The organism is Octadecabacter sp. SW4 (assembly GCF_008065155.1).
Taxonomy (GTDB): domain Bacteria; phylum Pseudomonadota; class Alphaproteobacteria; order Rhodobacterales; family Rhodobacteraceae; genus SW4.
In genome coordinates, this window is the sequence record NZ_CP042819.1 from 2135472 (window position 1) to 2153092 (window position 17621).

General features: G+C 57.0%; 18 protein-coding genes. 9 read left to right on the plus strand and 9 right to left on the minus strand.

From position 1 onward, the window contains the following. Positions 1 to 91: 91 nt before the first annotated feature. The 9 genes from FTO60_RS10480 (at position 92) to FTO60_RS10520 (ending at position 9726) form a co-directional block, all read left to right on the plus strand. Entirely contained in the window at positions 92 to 1342 is a 1251-nt protein-coding gene (locus FTO60_RS10480; RefSeq protein WP_148055911.1) for a Zn-dependent hydrolase, read from the plus strand. A 123-nt stretch (positions 1343 to 1465) separates the two neighbouring features. Next, entirely contained in the window at positions 1466 to 1747 is a 282-nt protein-coding gene (locus tag FTO60_RS10485) for a GIY-YIG nuclease family protein (protein ID WP_148055912.1), read from the plus strand. 58 nt (positions 1748 to 1805) lie between these two features. Beyond that, on the plus strand, positions 1806 to 3260 hold the full coding sequence (gene hydA, locus FTO60_RS10490; protein WP_148055913.1) for a dihydropyrimidinase: 1455 nt from the start codon (positions 1806 to 1808) through the stop codon (positions 3258 to 3260). Between the two features lie 102 nt (positions 3261 to 3362). Beyond that, positions 3363 to 4136: an ABC transporter ATP-binding protein gene (locus tag FTO60_RS10495; protein WP_148055914.1), complete on the plus strand. Its 774-nt coding sequence runs from the start codon at positions 3363 to 3365 to the stop codon at positions 4134 to 4136. Beyond that, a complete protein-coding gene (locus FTO60_RS10500; RefSeq protein WP_148057125.1) occupies positions 4129 to 5058 on the plus strand; it encodes an ABC transporter permease in 930 nt (309 codons plus the stop codon). The genes FTO60_RS10495 and FTO60_RS10500 overlap by 8 nt, the downstream gene beginning before the upstream one ends. Beyond that, positions 5058 to 5897 carry an ABC transporter permease gene (locus FTO60_RS10505; protein WP_148055915.1) on the plus strand — a complete coding sequence of 280 codons (840 nt, stop codon included), beginning with the start codon at positions 5058 to 5060 and terminating at the stop codon, positions 5895 to 5897. The genes FTO60_RS10500 and FTO60_RS10505 overlap by 1 nt, the downstream gene beginning before the upstream one ends. Before the next feature lie 46 nt (positions 5898 to 5943). Then, on the plus strand, positions 5944 to 6939 hold the full coding sequence (locus FTO60_RS10510) for an ABC transporter substrate-binding protein (protein ID WP_148055916.1): 996 nt from the start codon (positions 5944 to 5946) through the stop codon (positions 6937 to 6939). A gap of 909 nt (positions 6940 to 7848) precedes the next feature. Continuing rightward, positions 7849 to 9018 (plus strand): site-specific integrase, encoded by a 1170-nt coding sequence (locus FTO60_RS10515; RefSeq protein ID WP_254696781.1) that lies wholly within the window; start codon positions 7849 to 7851, stop codon positions 9016 to 9018. A 12-nt stretch (positions 9019 to 9030) separates the two neighbouring features. After that, positions 9031 to 9726, plus strand: coding sequence for a hypothetical protein (locus tag FTO60_RS10520; RefSeq protein ID WP_148055918.1), 696 nt, complete (start codon positions 9031 to 9033; stop codon positions 9724 to 9726). A gap of 420 nt (positions 9727 to 10146) precedes the next feature. On the opposite strand, the gene FTO60_RS10525 is transcribed toward FTO60_RS10520, so the two are convergent. From FTO60_RS10525 to FTO60_RS10565, 9 genes are all read right to left on the minus strand, one after another. Next, positions 10147 to 11181 carry an ABC transporter substrate-binding protein gene (locus tag FTO60_RS10525; protein ID WP_172623868.1) on the minus strand — a complete coding sequence of 345 codons (1035 nt, stop codon included), beginning with the start codon at positions 11179 to 11181 and terminating at the stop codon, positions 10147 to 10149. 120 nt (positions 11182 to 11301) lie between these two features. Then, complete coding sequence (locus FTO60_RS10530) at positions 11302 to 12063, minus strand: ABC transporter permease (RefSeq protein ID WP_148055920.1); 762 nt, start codon at positions 12061 to 12063, stop codon at positions 11302 to 11304. Next, a complete protein-coding gene (locus tag FTO60_RS10535; protein WP_148055921.1) occupies positions 12063 to 12935 on the minus strand; it encodes an ABC transporter ATP-binding protein in 873 nt (290 codons plus the stop codon). The genes FTO60_RS10530 and FTO60_RS10535 overlap by 1 nt, the downstream gene beginning before the upstream one ends. A 15-nt stretch (positions 12936 to 12950) precedes the next feature. Continuing rightward, positions 12951 to 13772, minus strand: a complete 822-nt coding sequence (locus tag FTO60_RS10540; RefSeq protein WP_148055922.1) for an alpha/beta fold hydrolase — start codon at positions 13770 to 13772, stop codon at positions 12951 to 12953. Positions 13773 to 13855: 83 nt separating this feature from the next. After that, positions 13856 to 14074 (minus strand): 2-hydroxymuconate tautomerase, encoded by a 219-nt coding sequence (locus tag FTO60_RS10545; RefSeq protein ID WP_148055923.1) that lies wholly within the window; start codon positions 14072 to 14074, stop codon positions 13856 to 13858. Positions 14075 to 14086: 12 nt separating this feature from the next. Next, the gene (locus FTO60_RS10550; RefSeq protein WP_148055924.1) at positions 14087 to 14854 is read right to left on the minus strand and encodes a 2-keto-4-pentenoate hydratase; all 768 of its coding nucleotides are present in this window, start codon (positions 14852 to 14854) and stop codon (positions 14087 to 14089) included. Further along, positions 14851 to 15885, minus strand: a complete 1035-nt coding sequence (dmpG, locus tag FTO60_RS10555) for a 4-hydroxy-2-oxovalerate aldolase (RefSeq protein ID WP_148055925.1) — start codon at positions 15883 to 15885, stop codon at positions 14851 to 14853. Before dmpG ends, FTO60_RS10550 begins: the two co-directional genes overlap by 4 nt. 1 nt (position 15886) lies before the next feature. Continuing rightward, the gene (locus FTO60_RS10560; RefSeq protein WP_148055926.1) at positions 15887 to 16822 is read right to left on the minus strand and encodes an acetaldehyde dehydrogenase (acetylating); all 936 of its coding nucleotides are present in this window, start codon (positions 16820 to 16822) and stop codon (positions 15887 to 15889) included. A 2-nt stretch (positions 16823 to 16824) separates the two neighbouring features. Next, positions 16825 to 17616, minus strand: coding sequence for a 2-keto-4-pentenoate hydratase (locus FTO60_RS10565; RefSeq protein WP_148057126.1), 792 nt, complete (start codon positions 17614 to 17616; stop codon positions 16825 to 16827). Positions 17617 to 17621 lie beyond the last annotated feature (5 nt).

Below are 17621 nucleotides of genomic sequence, written 5' to 3' on the forward strand. Positions count from 1 at the left end.
AAGGCGCAATGGTTAAGCACAATCCTTGACTCACCCATACCCTCTGTTAGCGTTCCTTTGACCAGTTGGTCAAATATGCGGGGAAATTCAAATGGCGACCATCGGGGCAAATCTGAAAATCAACAGCGACCGTTTGTGGGACAGTCTGATGGAGATGGCCAAGATCGGCCCCGGCGTCGCCGGCGGCAACAACCGCCAGACCGTCACCGACGAAGACGGCCAAGGGCGCCACCTGTTTCAGGATTGGTGCAAGGCCGCGGGCTGCACGATGGGCCTTGACCAGATGGGCAATATGTTCGCGCGCCGCGAAGGCACAGACCCTGACGCGCTGCCGGTCTATGTCGGCTCGCACCTTGATACACAGCCCACGGGTGGCAAATACGATGGCGTGTTGGGCGTACTTGGCGGGCTCGAGATTATCCGCACGCTCAATGACCTTGGGATCAAAACGAAACACCCGATTGTCGTCACCAACTGGACCAACGAGGAAGGCACCCGCTTTGCCCCCGCGATGCTGGCGTCCGGCGTGTTTGCGGGAATGCACACGCAGGACTGGGCATATGGGCGCACCGACGCCGAGGGCAAGACATTCGGGGCCGAACTGGAGCGGATCGGCTGGAAGGGCGACGAAAAGGTCGGCGATCGCAAGATGCACGCCTTCTTCGAGCTGCACATCGAACAGGGACCGATCCTCGAGGCCGAGGGCAAGGATATCGGCGTTGTCACCCACGGTCAGGGGCTGTCATGGACCCAAGTCACGGTGACGGGCAAGGAAAGCCACACCGGCTCAACGCCCATGCCGATGCGCAAGAACGCAGGGCTGGCGATGGCGCGGATACTGGATAAGGTCGAGGAAATCGCCCTGTCCCATGCCCCCCATGCAGTCGGTGCGGCGGGCCATATCGACGTCTATCCCAATTCGCGTAACGTGATCCCCGGCAAGGTGGTGTTCACCGTCGATCTGCGCTCGCCCAACCTCGCGGTGATCGAAGACATGGAAGCGCGGCTGCATGCCGAGGCGCGGAAAATCGTTGATGACATGGGGATGACGGTAGAGTTTGAAAAGGTCGGCGGGTTTGATCCCGTGACGTTTGACGCGGGCTGCGTCACGGCGGTGCGCAACGCCGCCGAACGGCTTGGATATTCACATCGTGACCTGATTTCCGGCGCGGGCCACGACGCCTGCTGGATCAACCGCACCGCCCCCACGGCGATGGTGATGTGCCCCTGCGTTGACGGGCTATCGCACAATGAAGCCGAAGATATCTCGCAGGAGTGGGCCGCGGCAGGCGCAGATGTGCTGCTGCATGCGGTTGTTGAGACGGCGGAGATTGTGGCGTGAGGGATCCTGTCAATCACGCCCCGGACTTGATCCGGGACCTCATGCTTCTGACGCCGAGGGGCCCCGGATCAAGTCCGGGGCGTGGTTCACCTGTCGTTAACCAAGGTCAGGCACAAAAACAGTATGCCCCACTTTGTTTACATCATGGCCTCGCGACCCGGCGGTGCTCTCTACATGGGTCGCACCCGAAACTTGCGTATGCGCGTAGAAGCGCACCGGTCTGGCCTGTCTGCCCATACGGCAAAATACAAAATCAAAACCCTCGTCTGGTTCGAGGCGCACGACGATTTCGAGACGTCCCTTCGACGCGAGCGCTTGCTCAAGAGATGGCGCCGCGCATGGAAAGATGCGCTGATCACCCAAGCAAACCCACACTGGCAAGACATGACACACGCCATTCCTTGATCTCTGTGGCCGAGGGCCCGGATCAAGTTCGGGGCGGGTATCGTCAAGGAGAAACCCCATGACCACAGTTATCAAAAACGGCACAATCGTCACTGCCGATCTGACCTACAAGGCCGATGTCCTGATCGACGGTGGCAAGATCATCGAGATCGGGCCGAACCTGAAGGGTGATGATCAGTTGGACGCCACGGGCTGCTACGTCATGCCCGGTGGGATTGATCCGCATACGCACCTCGAGATGCCATTCATGGGCACCTATTCCACCGATGATTTCGAAAGCGGCACCCGCGCCGCACTGGCCGGTGGCACGACGATGGTTGTTGATTTTGCGCTGCCCAATCAGGGCGAAGGGCTGCACGAGGCGCTGAAGCGCTGGGACAACAAATCAAGCCGCGCCAATTGCGACTATTCGTTCCATATGGCGGTGACGTGGTGGGGTGAAAAGGTGTTCGAAGATATGGAAACCGTCATCAAGGACCGCGGCATCAACACCTTCAAGCACTTCATGGCCTACAAGGGCGCGCTGATGGTGAATGACGACGAAATGTATGCGTCTTTCCAACGGCTTGCCGAACTTGGCGGGATTGCGATGGTGCACGCTGAAAACGGCGATGTGGTGGCCGAACTCTCTGCCAAACTGCTGGCCGAGGGCAACACCGGCCCCGAGGCACACGCCTACTCCCGCCCCCCGCAGGTCGAGGGCGAGGCGACAAACCGCGCGATCATGATCGCCGATATGGCGGGCGTGCCGCTTTATGTGGTGCATACATCCTGCGAGGACTCACACGAGGCGATCCGCCGTGCGCGAAGCCAAGGCAAACGCGTCTGGGGCGAGCCGCTGATCCAGCACCTGACGCTGGACGAGTCCGAGTATTTCAACAAGGATTGGGACCACGCCGCGCGGCGCGTCATGTCACCGCCCTTCCGCAACAAGAAACATCAAGACAGCCTTTGGGCTGGTATCCAGTCAGGCTCGCTGTCGGTTGTCGCGACGGATCACTGCGCCTTTACGACCGACCAGAAACGCCACGGCGTGGGCGATTTCACGAAAATCCCAAACGGCACGGGCGGGCTGGAAGACCGGATGCCGATGCTTTGGACGCACGGCGTTGAAACCGGACGTTTGACGCCGAACGAATTTGTGGCGCTGACCTCGACCAACATCGCGAAAATCCTCAACTGCTATCCGCGCAAAGGTGCGGTGCTGGTCGGGGCGGATGCCGATCTGGTGGTGTGGGATCCGAAAAAGTCCAAAACGATCACCGCCGACACGCAGCAATCTGCCATTGATTACAACGTGTTCGAGGGCAAGAAAGTGACAGGCCTGCCACGCTTTACCCTGACACGCGGCCAAGTCGCCGTGCACGATGGCGAAATTCGCACGCAGGAAGGCCACGGCAAGTTCGTGCGTCGCGAGGGCAACACCGCGACCAACAAGGCGCTGTCATCATGGAAAGAACTCACCTCGCCACGGCCGGTGAAACGGTCCGGTATTCCGGTGACGGGGGTTTGATTCAGTGAGAAAAACTTATCGCGCCCCGGACCTGATCCGGGGCCTCTATGAACTTGGCGGCGAGGCCCCGGATCAGGTCCGGGGCGAGGTGCAAACCCCGCGATGACAGTCATTTCCGCCCAAAACCTCGACCTGACGTTTCAGACGAACGATGGCCCCGTCCATGCCCTCAAGGACGTGAACCTCGACATCAACAAGGGAGACTTCGTCAGTTTCATCGGCCCGTCGGGCTGTGGCAAGACCACGTTCCTGCGCTGTATCGCCGGGCTGGAAACGCCGACGGCGGGTGACATTTCCGTCAACGGGATGACGCCCGATGCGGCGCGGCGCGCGCGCGCCTATGGCTATGTGTTTCAGGCGGCGGGGCTTTATCCGTGGCGCACGATTGGCGGGAATATCCGTTTACCGCTTGAAATCATGGGGTTTTCCAAAGCCGAGCAGGCCGAGCGTGTCGCCCGCGTTCTGGAACTGGTCGAACTCGCGGGGTTCGAGCAGAAGTTTCCCTGGCAGTTGTCCGGCGGTATGCAGCAACGCGCCTCGATTGCGCGTGCCTTGGCGTTTGATGCCGATATTCTGTTGATGGATGAACCCTTTGGCGCGCTTGACGAGATCGTGCGCGACCACCTGAACGAGCAGTTGTTGCAGCTTTGGGCGCGCACGCAAAAGACCATCGCTTTCGTAACGCACTCGATCCCCGAAGCCGTATATCTGAGCACGAAAATCGTTGTGATGTCACCTAGACCGGGACGAATTTCCGACATTATCGACAGCCCGCTACCCAAAGAACGCCCGTTGGATATTCGCGATTCAGCCGCGTTTATCGCGGTTGCGCACCGCGTCCGCGAAGGCCTGCGCGCGGGGCATGGCGATGAATAAAAGCGGCGCGTTCTTTCCGGTTTTGACGATCATTGCAGCGATCCTTTTGATCTGGACGCTGGCCGTCATTCCGATGAACGCGCATCTGACTGCCGATCAGGCGGCGCGCGATGACATCGTGATCACCCCTGCATCTGCAGCCGACCGGCAAGACTATCTGGGGCTGACGCTGGCCCTGAAAAACCCAGATATTATTCCGCTGACCTTTGTGCAGGTGCGCCCGCGTTTGCCGTCACCGCATCAGATCGCGGTCGAGCTGTATAACACTGTATTCACACAGAAAGTCACTTCGCGGCGCAGCCTTGTCTATCACGGTTGGGTCACGCTTTCGGCCACATTGCTGGGCTTTGCGATTGGCACAACCCTCGGGATATTGCTGGCGATCGGGATCGTTCTGAACAAGACGATGGATAAATCCGTGATGCCTTGGGCCATCGTTTCGCAGACCATTCCGATCCTCGCGCTGGCGCCGATGATCATCGTGATTTTGGGGTCGGTCGGGATACAGGGGCTTTTGCCCAAGTCGGTAATTTCCGCATACCTCAGCTTTTTTCCCGTCGTCGTAGGGATGGTCAAGGGGTTGCGCAGCCCCGGCGCGATGCAGCTTGATCTGCTGCACACCTATAATGCGAGCGACAGCCAAGGGTTCTGGAAGCTGCGGCTTCCCGCGTCGATCCCCTATCTTTTTGCTTCGCTCAAGATCGGTATTTCGGCCGCATTGGTGGGCGCGATTGTCGGTGAATTGCCGACAGGGGCCAAGGCCGGTTTTGGCGCGCGGATGTTGGTGGGCGATCAGTATGGCCAGCCTTTGGTGACATGGGCGGCGCTGCTTGCCGCCGCGATTACCGCCGCTGGATTGCTGGCGATCCTAAGCATGATTGAACGGCGCACCCTGCGCCAAATGGGCATGGAGGCGGCGTGATGGCCTATGCGATTGCCCTTGTCATCTGGATTGGCGGGTGGTGGCTCAACACCCGACTGTCCAATTCCTCGGCCGCTGACGCGCCCGTGGTGAGCCTGATTATCCCGACCATTTTCGGCGTCACAATCCTGCTCATCTGGGAGGTTCTGGTGCAGATGCTGGACATCAGCGCGGTTATTCTGCCCGCGCCATCCGCCATCGCCGTGCAGTTCGCCAATTCATTGCCACTGCTCTGGGCGGACTTTCAGCAAACCATTATCAAGGGCGCTTTGACAGGTTATCTGGTCGGGGCGGTTGCTGCCTTTTTCGTTGCCATCATCGCTGATAGATCCGATTTCCTGACCAAAGGCATCTTGCCCGTCGGCGCCTTCCTTGCAGCCCTTCCCATCGTCGGAACCGCGCCAATTTTCGTGAAGTGGCTGGGCAGTGACTGGCAGTCCAAGGCGGCGGTCGTCAGTGTCATGGTGTTCTTTCCGATCCTTGTGAATACGGTTGCGGGGCTCAAGGATAGCTCGGCCATTCAACGCGACCTGATGCGCACCTACGGCGCGCGATACTGGGCCACGCTGTTCAAGTTGCGCATCCCTGTGGCGATGCCGTTTATCTTTAACGGATTGAAAATTGCGACGACTCTGGCGTTAATCGGTGCCATTGTTGCCGAGTTCTTCGGTTCGCCGACGCTGGGCATGGGGTTTCGCATTTCGACTTCGGTCGGGCGTCTGGCGATGGATATGGTCTGGGCCGAAATCGTTGTCACCGCACTTGTGGGCACAGCATTCTATGGCGCGGTGGCGCTCATCGAAAAACGGGTGACGTTCTGGCACCCCTCTCAACGATAACAAGGCGGAATAGCCAAATCATTCAACTGACTAGGAGGTCAACACGATGAAAAATCTAATGATAGCAGCCGCGCTCGCGACGGGCATCGGCGCAACGGCGGTCCACGCCGAAGGGCACGCAGGCAGCGTAACGTTGCAGTTGCAGTGGGTCACACAATCTCAGTTTGCGGGCTACTACGTGGCCTTGGACAAGGGGTTCTACGAGGAAGAAGGGCTGGACGTGACGATCCTGTCGGGCGGTCCCGATATCGCGCCACCGCAGGTGCTTGCCGGTGGCGGGGCCGATGTGATGCTGAACTGGATGCCGTCAGCGCTGGCGGCGCGTGAACGCGGCTTGCCTGTGGTCAATATCGCCCAGCCGTTCAAGACGTCCGGCCTGATGCTGACATGCTGGAAAGACACCGGCATCACCGGCGTCGAGGATTTCCGCGGCAAGACCATCGGCGTGTGGTTCTTTGGCAATGAATATCCGTTCCTCAGCTGGATGAGCCAGGTCGGTATTCCGACCGAAGGCGGCGAAGACGGTGTCACGGTCCTCAAGCAGGGTTTCAACGTTGATCCGCTGCTGAACCGCGAGGCGGACTGCATTTCCACGATGACCTACAACGAATACGGTCAGGTGCTGGATGCGGGTGTTGATCCTGACGAACTGGTGACCTTCATGTATGAAGATCAAGGTGTCGCTACCCTCGAAGACGGCATGTATGTGCTTGAAGAAAACCTCGAGGATCCGGTGTTCGTTGATAACATGGTGCGTTTCGTGCGCGCGTCGATGCGCGGTTGGAAATACGCCGAGGAGAACGTCGAGGAAGCGGCAGGTATCGTCGTGGACAACGATGAAACTGGTACGCAGTCCGAGCAAGCACAGATCCGCATGATGACCGAGATTGCCAAACTGACAGCCGGTTCTGACGGTGCCTTGGACGAGGCGGACTACGAACGCACCGTCGCGACACTGCTTGGCGGTGGCTCGGATCCGGTAATTACAGTCGCACCCGAAGGGGCGTGGACAAGCGTGATTACTGATCAAGCGTTGCAATAAACGCCAACGAAACAGTGCCGTTGTTTCACCCTTGGGTGAGGCAACGGCGCCCCCAAGTTCAGATGGCTGCACATCATTCAACGGTGTCGCGTCCGGGTCGCGAGCCGGTCTATTTTTGGCAAATGTATGCGGGCGGACTGTTGCGCCATTCGTGGCCGACATTTTCAACTTACAATTTGATCAGACGCAATCATTGCGCGGCTGATCAACCTGTCTGGTCGTGACGTATCTCCAGCATCGAAGTTGAATGTGGGGACCCCCACCAGTGGTGGTCCCAGAATTTTGACCAGTTTGCGCCCCATTTAAGGTGGATCAAGGTTTCATTCCGGCTGCCAATTCCAGCGAACGCCCGCCTTTCGCCCTTCTCGACTGGACTTCCGTCGGCGCGATCGCCAACTCAGGCACCTGCCGCAGTCGTTTTCGCGACTTACACGACCTGTCGTTCCTCGGACCCGATTTGCGCGCACAGGTCACAACCGGCACCCAGCCGATTGGGACGCCCAGCGGATGATACTCCACAGCCTTCCGAAGATATTGAAGCCGGTGCTTCAGGCCATCAAAAAATTTGCACCTTGAACGCAATGCTCTGCACAAAAGTGACCCGTTAACATCTGGATTTGAGATTAAGTGGCCAAAATTCGTTGAGATGCGGAAATTCGCCGCCTCACACCCCGATTACATACCCGAAGCAAGCGGTACACACGCCCTGTGCGGCGCCATACTTGCCAACAATATCAATGGGGTGTGGATGGCGGAGACTCAGTCCGCCGAACTGCCGTCCGTATTAGTCTGTAACCGCCCACTAATCTTATGTTTTTATACTCATTATGCGAAAACATGTCCTTGCTCATCCACGGAAGTCCACTATTATCCCTAACTCAAGTTAGGGTCAAAGTTAGGGACATCCACGTGGCACGCGCAATTCACAAGTTGACTGACCGGACCTGCAAGACGTCTACCAAAGCTGGCATGTTGGGCGATGGTGGAGGGTTATACTTAGGCATTAGAACTTCGGGCAGCCGCTCGTGGAGCTTTATCTGGAAGAGCGGCGGCAAACGCCATGAGTTGGGTCTCGGACCTTACCCGGCAGTTTCTCTAGCGAAGGCGCGCGCGTTGGCCGCGGAACACCGTGAGGCGATAGCTGATGGCCGCAATCCGATCGTCGAGCGCAAAAGGGAGGCTGTTCCAACCTTCGGCGAATGCGCTGAACTGTTCATCAAATCCATGGAGCCTCAGTGGCGCAATGAAAAGCATCGTGCGCAATGGCGGGCAACGCTTTTGACATATGCCAAGCCGATCGCATCGAAGAGTGTATCAGACGTCAATACCGACGATGTGCTTCGGATCCTAAACCCGATTTGGCAGACCATCCCCGAGACGGCGTCTCGACTGCGCGGCCGCATTGAACGGGTTCTTGACTATGCCAAGGTCCGTGGTTGGCGATCGGGTGAAAACCCGGCGCTGTGGCGCGGGCACCTCAAGAGCATACTGCCCGCTAGAACCAAACTGTCGCGTGGCCATCATGCCGCTATGCCATACTCGGAAGTTCCAGCTTTTGTAGAAAGGTTGCAGAGCCTTGAAGCGAACTCAGCGCGCGCCCTTGAGTTCCTCATATTGACGGCCGCTAGGTCGGGCGAGGTTCGCGAGGCGGTATGGAGTGAATTTGATTTCGAGAAGAGTGTTTGGACGGTGCCTGCATCACGGATGAAGGCCGGAAAAATACACCGAGTGCCGCTGTCAGCCCGTGCCTCAAAAATCGTTAAGGATCTATCTGACCGCAAAGTGTCAGACTTTGTCTTTGCTGGACAGAAACCGGATAAACCATTGTCCAACATGGCCAATACGATGCTTATGAGGCGTATCAAAATGGACATCTACACCGTCCATGGCTTTCGGTCTGCATTCCGCGATTGGGCCGGAGATGAAACACACTTCCCGCGAGATATCGCGGAGCAAGCGCTGGCGCATCAAGTTGGCAACGAAACAGAAAGAGCATATCGGCGTGCCGACGCTTTAGAAAAAAGGCGTGAACTGATGACTGCCTGGGCTGGTCACTGCTTGTCTATCGCCCAGTCATAAGGAAGGGATCATATGCCAGAGACAGAAAAATTTGATGAAAGGGACAGTCTAAGGCCGATTGATCAAAAACGGCGCGACGAGATCGCCGCTGGTTTGAAACGAAATTTCCACATTGAGCTAACAGTTTCAGTCTCGGAGTGGGATCTCTTGGAAATTTTACTTCATAAATTTAGCCGGACTTGCGTCGATTGGCGCGGGTATCTCAACAAGGGTGAAGTGGTGAAAATTGAAGGGATAGCATCGAAGGCTAGTAAATTATCGTTAGCAATTGACCAAGCTACACAACTCGGTCTGGGCAAGATTTTGGACTATGATCTAGCGCCCATGACGTCAGGCCAGCTTTTGGCATCACTGGACGTGCTTGCTAGGATGGACCCGCGCAGTCCAAAGGATGAAGATGGAAAGAAGAATGTCGGTATGCGTTACCAAGATGGTCTAAAGGCAGACTTGCAATTGGACTTGGACAACTGGTGGCTACGGAGCACCGGGTTTCCCGCGGAAACCAAGAAAGAAGAGTTGACGCCATTCAGCTATTTCTTGGCACAGATCTTCAAGATATTGCCGTCTGAAGTTGCCAATGACCTCGGCAGTTCTCGTTCAGCAATCGACGAGAGACGGCGGAATGCGGCGCGGCAACAAGCTCGAAAACAAGAAATCTCAAGAGCTTTTAAGAAGCTGCATTCAACGAAGTGCATAACAGATGCTTAGTGGTCGGTATCAACAGTATGCTTCAAGGGCGGGGAGGAGACATTCGCGGCGCTTTACATAGAGGTCTGCTGTGCGGGACGAACCCGACCTTAAGTTTTGTTTCACCAAAGGCCGCTCTCATCTGGTTACAATTGAGGCAAAATGCACCAAGGGCGGAAACCGGCCCTTCGTTTCGTTTGCGCCAGTTCTCATGCGGCCTCGTGAAAGCTGCCGTTCATTGAGGGTTGAACCCCAAAATGCTGCGACTTTTTCTAATGACGGCCGTGAGTCCAAATTACTAATCGTGGACAATGCTGTGAGAGTTCGCTTTAGGGTGGTCGAATTGCCGCGGTATGAGGCAAGAACGCCCCGAGCTTTATAGTCGGGGCGTTCTTGTTAAAGTTCAAATACCGTTACTAACTGCAGCACAAAACAGCGAATTTAACGGTCGGCGTAGGCCGCGTCGATAACTGCTTGCACATTGTCGCCGGAAATCAATGGCGCAACATCAAAGTCTGCGGAAACCGTTTCGCTTGACGCAAGGATGTCCACAACAGTTTGCCACGACGACAGCTTGAGTTCGCCCGGACGCTGACCCTCAGGAGGCGTGATGAGGTTCATAGCTTCGGCATAGAATGCTGCGGCGACGACTGGGCTTTCACATGCCACCTCGACGGCGTCACAGACAAGATCAAATGCCGCCTGTGAATTTTCGATAGCATAGTATTGGCCTTCGACCCACGCGGTCGTCAGAGCCTTTGCAACGCTCATCCCTTCCTCTGTAGAAAGAACTTCCTCAGTCGTCACCATGCATGCCCCTGGGACGTTCGAGTAGGTTTCAGGCGTAATGTCGACCCACTCGATACCCGATGCAGCCAGAACTGCGACATCGGGAAAACTCGAGCTATAAGCCTGCACGGTGTCTTGTTGCAAAGCGACCAGAGATTGCGGGCCTGCTGGGCCAATCGGAAGTACAGTGATCGTCTGGTTGACGACCAAGCCTGCCTCGGCGATCGCTGCCGAGACGAGCTGGCTTTCGCCGCCGCCGGCCTCGGTGTAGCCAAGCACTTTGCCTTCCAGACCTGCCATCGACGTGATGCCCGTATCGGCGCGTGCAACGATCCTGTAGACGTTTTTCACCTGATTGCAAAAAAGAACGCGAATATCATCGCGCCGGTTGAAAGCGACGACCGCATCGGTCGCGCCCATAAGTGCAAATTCGCTGTTCCCCGCCACGATCTGCTGAGAAAGGTAGCCGGAACCGTCAGCGACCACTGTCGAGACAGAGATGCCTTCATCGGCGAAGTATCCCAGCTCGCGGGCAACGATCAGCGGTGTGAAGGCAAAGCCCTCGGGGATCGGAAGCAGCACTTCCAGCGGTGTCAGGTCTTGCGCGAACGCCGCATTCATCGTTCCCATTTGCAGCGCCACAGCGCCGATTGCGGCCATGCCGGTGGTTTTAAACAGTTGCTTCATTGTCTTCTCCCTTGTTGATTTGATTGCGGCAAGTTCACGACCGCGTTGGTGTTTGGTTTTAGCTTCTTCATCGACGTCTCCTTTCCGATACTCCGATAAACAAAATCTAAGCAGCATTTATCAGTCGTGTTTCCAAGTGATCAGGTAGCGTTCAAGCAGCTCGATCAGCCCATAGAGGGTTAGGCCGATCACGGCGAGGAACAGCACAACAGCAAATCCTTTGGCGACTTCGAGCTGGAAATTCAGTTCCTTGATCAACACGCCAAGACCGACGGATCCACCGACAAACTCGGCAACGATCGCACCCAACAAAGCAAGCGTCAGCGCCGTCTTTATGCCGGCAAAGGCAATTTCTGACGCGCCCGGCAAAGTGAGGCGGAAAAACGTCTGTGCCCTACTCGCACCCAATGACCGGAACAGCATCTTGGCGTTGTCTCCAACGCTTGCCATACCGGCGACAGTGTTGATCACGACAGGAAAGAAGCAGATCACAGCAGCCATCACGACCTTGGACGTCATGCCGAAGCCGAACCATGTCAGAAAGATCGGAGCCAATGCTACACGGGGTGTGTTTTGAAACGCGATTACGAAAGGGTAGATAGCAGTGCGAAACATCGGGAATGTTCCCGTCAGTGCACCGATGATCAACCCGAGCGTTACACCAATTGCGAAACCGTAAATTGTTTCTTGCAAGGTAAACCATGTAGCCTGCCAGAAATATCCGCGCGTCACGAGCTCACTGAAAGCAACGCCGATGTCCCACGGCGACGGGATCATGATCGGATTTATCGCCCCGACAACACTCATCAACTGCCAGAGTCCGATGATCGAGACCCCCACGAAGGTCGGCAACCCGACCCGATAGAGAATTGAATTTGTCATTACTTGGCCCCTTGTAGATCGGCGGCCAATGCGACGCGCACTTCGTTGCTGATTTCTTGAAAACGGTCGGTGCCGACCATGTCGGAGCGACGCGGGCGTTCGAGATCGACTTTGATATCGCCGACAACCCGCCCTGGATTGGCCCCCAACGCGATGATGCGGTCCGACATCAAGACGGCTTCGGCAATAGAGTGCGTCACCAGCAATGTGGTCTTGCCAAGCGTATCGGCCATCTGTGCAACTTCGATGTTCAGAAATTCGCGCTTGAATTCGTCAAGTGCCGAGAATGGTTCGTCCATCAGCATGATGCCCGGATCGAGCGCCAGCGCCCGCGCAAGCGCAACGCGTTGTTGCATGCCGCCCGACAATTCCCAAGGATTAAGTTTTGCAACAGGAGTAAGGCTGACAAGCTCAAGGAGGTCCGCTACCCGTTTGGCCGTGTTGCCATCGCGACGGCCCGAGATTGCAAAGGGCAGTTCCACATTCTTGCTGACGTTCAGCCAAGGCATCAGAACCGATTGTTGTAGCATGAAACCGATATCTTCGCGTCCCTCACGCGGTGCATCACCGCCGACGGAAACATTGCCGGTGTCATAGCTTACAAGGCCGGCGATGATTTTAAGCAAAGTGGATTTGCCGCAGCCGGATGGTCCGACGAACGAAACGAATTCACCCGCTTTGACCTCAAGGTCGATATCGCGCAACACGGGCAGAGGCCCTTTTGCGGTCATGTAGGTTTTCGACACGCCTGCAAGACTGATCGTCTCTCCGGCCGCCGCATTATTATAGTTCACAGACATGTTGCCTCCTCCTTTTAGTAATCCGCCAGCCGCAAGGACCGGGAGAGTTCGTCTTTGTTCTGGCGCCGGCATTCCAGCGGATCGCAATCAGTTTAAGAAATCACCGACAATCGTGTTGAAACGGTCGGCCTTTTCGATTTGTGTCCAGTGTCCGCAATTGCGAAACAGATGCAGTTCCGAGTTCCCAAGCAGCGCGAACAGCCGTCTGGAAACATCGACAGGGATAACCCGATCGTCCTGCCCGTGAACAATCAGGGTAGGAACTCTCACCCGCGCGACGTCATCCTCGCGAGATGCAAGGGAGCTCAGGGCGTCTTGACGTGGTTCTTCGAACATGGACGAATAAGCATCCATCACGCCCGGACGCATCGCAGCGCGGTGGCGCAGTTCTGCTAGGTCGTCGTTCACAAATGACGCGTCGAAAGCGAATATCTTCAGCAGCTCCACCATGTTTTCCACAGTCGGAACGTGTCCCCAAACCTGATCAAGTTCCTGCGTGATCGGGAAATCCAGCCCGACAGCGCCCATCAGGACCAAGCGGTCGACCCGCTCCGGAAACCGGATCGCATAAGCCAAGGCAATCGCGCCACCAAACGAATTGCCGACAATGGAAATCTTGTCGCGCGTCTGGCTATCCACGAATGCAGCAAAATGTTCGACCCAGGCATCGCGGGAAAACTGCAAGCCCTCGGGCGCGTCAGTATAGCCAAAGCCAGCCATATCCAGTGCAATACACCGGACCCCATGGGCGGCAATCGGCGCCAGGTTCAGCCGCCAGTTCGCCCAGGAGGACACACCCGGCCCCGAGCCATGAATGAAAAAGACCGGATGGCCGTCCCCGATATCATGGTAATTCGTCTTGATGCCGTCGATCGTGATTTGACTACCAATTTCTGGGTTTTCTAACATTTATCAATGCCCTCCCGCATCTCTAGACGTTTATTCGTGGCAGCCCCACGATCGGGGCGGCAATATCTTCATGTCGGCAACGGCTAGCTCGGCGTTTTCTTTTCGGCCTGTGCCGCACGGGTTTCAGCGATGGAAACCCCGCCGATGGCCCAATGCTCGGCGGGCAATTCGCGGATCGCCACACGGATGGCTTGACGAGGGGCGGAAATCGCACGTTCGACAGCATCCGTTACCTGCGTGATGAGGTCTGATTTCTGCGCGCTGGTGCGCCCTTCGATGATCGTGATTTCTACGAGCGGCATGTCATTTCTCCCTTAGGAAACGTCAAATCTGACGCGGCCAATGTGTTGAACTTCGACTTCAACCTGCATTCCGGGCGTCACCGGCACCGCCGCTGTTGCAGCACCGGCAAGAACGATATCGCCTGGTTCAAGCACATGGCCCGCACGCGCGCTCATCCGTGCTGCCGCAACAAGTGCGCGTAGCGGATGGCCGAGAATTGCGGCGGACGACCCCACCTCACGCGGTTTCCCGTCGATGGAAAGAACCATGCCCAGATTGGCAATGTCGACATCGGGACGCGCAAAGGGGCCGATAAAGAACGCGGCTGACGACGAATTGTCAGCCACAACATCGCCCAGCGAAAATTTGAAATTCTCATATCGGGAGTCGATGATCTCAATCGCGGGTGCGACCGCTTCGATGGCAAGCGCGGCCTCCGCCATGCTGACCTCTCCGGTCAAGCGACGGCCCAGAACGAACGCAATCTCGGGTTCTGCGCGTGGGTGGATAAAATCGGCCCGAACCAGCGTGCCGCCTTCTTCGCGACGCATTGCGTCGGTCAGACGTCCCCATGTGACCTCCTCGACACCCACCTGTTCCATCTTGGCGCGGCTGGTCAGGCCCATTTTGACACCGACAATGCGTTCACCACGCTGCTGGCGCAGCTCGATCCCCATGGCCTGAATGGCGTAACCTGTGGCTGCATCGACCTGCTGGTCATTCGGCAACTGGTGGGTCGCTGTGGCAGATTGGATGGCATCATCAAGCCGTTTTGCGATTGCTGAGAGAGAGTTCGTCATGATGCATCCTTTCGTGCAGCGACAAGGTCCAAAGCGACATCGACGATCATGTCTTCCTGACCGCCAATCATTTTTCGTTTACCCAACTCAACAAGAATGTCCGAAGTCGGAATGCCGTAGTCTGCGGCTGCCTTTTCTGCGTGACGCAGGAACGACGAGTAGACACCCGCATACCCCAGCATCAGGCTTTCGCGGTCCACCCGAACAGGGCGGTCCATCAACGGGCGCACAACATCATCAGCCGTGGCCGAAAGCTGCGCGAAATCACACCCGGTCTGTATCCCAAGCCGGTCAAAGACCGCGATCATGGCTTCAATCGGGGCGTTTCCGGCCCCTGCCCCAAGTCCGGCAAGCGATCCATCGACCCGCACCGCGCCGGCCTGGATTCCGGCCACCGCATTGGCAACGCCGTGATGCAGGTTTTCATGGGTGTGAATGCCGACTTCCGTTTCCGACTTCAGATTTTCACGCAGTGCAGTCACCCGCGCGGTCACATCAGCAGGCAGCATTGCACCCGCACTGTCCACGACATAGACGCATTCCGCACCATAGCTTTCCATCAACAGCGCCTGTGCGACCAAGGCTTCAGGCGACGTCATATGCGCCATCATCAGGAAACAGGCCGTGTCATATCCTAGGTCACGGGCCACACGGATGTGCTGGCGTGATACATCAGCCTCTGTGCAATGGGTGGCAATCCGAACTGATCGGGCACCGGCGCCATATGCGTCCTTCAGATCATCTGCCAGACCGATGCCGGGTACTAAAAGCACCGTGATGCGGGCCGTTTCCACAGCGTCCGCCGCCGCACCAATCCAGTCTAGATCGGAATGGCTGCCAAACCCGTAGTTAAACGACGACCCCGAAAGCCCGTCCCCATGGGTAACTTCCAGCGCATCGACACCCGCCCGATCAAGCGCACCTGCGATTGTCGCCACATCGTCGAGGCTCATCTGGTGGCGCAGGGCATGCATCCCGTCGCGCATTGTCACGTCTTGAACGTAAATTTTGTCTTTGTTGAGGATTGCCATTTTACGCTGCCGCCACTTTATGGGCGCGCGCCCAGTTTTCCGCAGCCGCCTTCGCTGCTGACGTCATAATGTCGAGATTGCCTGCATAGGACGGGAAGTAGTCGGCGTTGCCTTCGACCTCGATGAAGATCGACGTTTTCAGGCCAAAAACCCGCCCGATGCCAGGCACGTTCAGCGGCGCGTTGTCGCCAATGCTTTCAAACTGCACGTCCTGTTTCAAACGGTAGCCTGGCACATAGGTTTGCACCTCTTCCACCATGCGCGCGACGCTGTCGCGGATGGCGGCTTCGTCGCCGCCCTGGCTGAGTGTAAAGACGGAATCGCGCATCAACATCGGTGGGTCGGCAGGGTTGAGGATAATAATCGCCTTGCCCCGCTCCGCTCCGCCGACCTTCTCGATTGCGCGGCTGGTGGTCTGGGTGAACTCGTCAATATTTGCCCGCGTTCCCGGTCCTGCCGAGAGCGACGAGACCGATGCAACGATCTCGGCGTAGATCAGACGATCCGTCGCACGGCGTACCGCGTGAACCATGGGAATCGTCGCCTGCCCGCCGCAAGTCACCATATTCAGCGCGCTTTCACCACGGTTTTCATTGAGGTTCACGGATGGCACGACGAAAGGCCCAATCGCCGCAGGCGTCAGATCGATGATCTGTTTGCCATCGGCCACCAGCACAGGATGGTGCTTCATATGTGCCCCGGCCGACGTCGCATCCATCACGATGGATATATCTTTGTAATTCGGCAGAGCGCGCAAACCTTCCAGCCCTTCGTGAGTGATAAGCACGCCAAGATCAGCTGCGCGTTTCAGCCCGTCGCTTTCCAGGTCGATCCCGACCATCGCGCCCATCTCAAGCTCATCCGAGCCTTTGAGGATTTTCATCATGAGGTCCGTGCCGATATTGCCCGACCCAATTATCCCAACCTTAAAAGTCATGCCTATTCTTCCTTTGCGAAATGGGTTGTAACCTCGCCGAGGCCATTGATTGAAACGCGAAACGTGTCCCCTGGAGCGGCGGTGACCATCGGGCCGAGCGCACCGGACAGGATCACATCACCCGCCATCAGCGGACGCCCGACTTGTGCCATGCGACGGGCAAGCCAGAGCGATGCGATCAGCGGGTTGCCCATGCAGGCAGCGCCAACCCCGAAGCTGACCGGTTGCCCCATCCGCTCCATCACCATTCCGCAGAGCCGCAGATCAAAATCGGCAAGACGCACGGGCCGCGACCCAAGCACATAAAGCCCGGACGATGCGTTATCGGCAATCGTGTCGAAGATGCCGATTTTCCAGTCCCGGATACGACTGTCTACGATTTCAATAGCGGGCAACGCATAATCGATCGCGCCGATCAATTCTGCGGTTGTTACATCCACGGCCGGCAGGTCACGCCCCAGAACAAAAGCAATTTCCGCTTCGACTTTCGGTTGAATCAACGCATCAGCAGGAATGGTGTCGCCATCGGCATATTCCATGTCCGCAAACAGCATCCCGTAATCGGGTTGATCCACACCCATCTGCGTTTGAACCGCAGTTGAAGTCAGGCCGATCTTGCGCCCAACAATCCGACGACCCTGCGCTAGCGCGGCTTTTGTCACGGCTTTTTGAACGGCATAGGCTGTGTCAACATCGGCTTTGTTGCCGAAGTCCGCGGCAATCGGCGCGACCGCCGCACAATCGCGTCCCGCTGCAATCAGGGCTTTTGCTGTGGTTTCAATCGTGTCAGACATCGCCA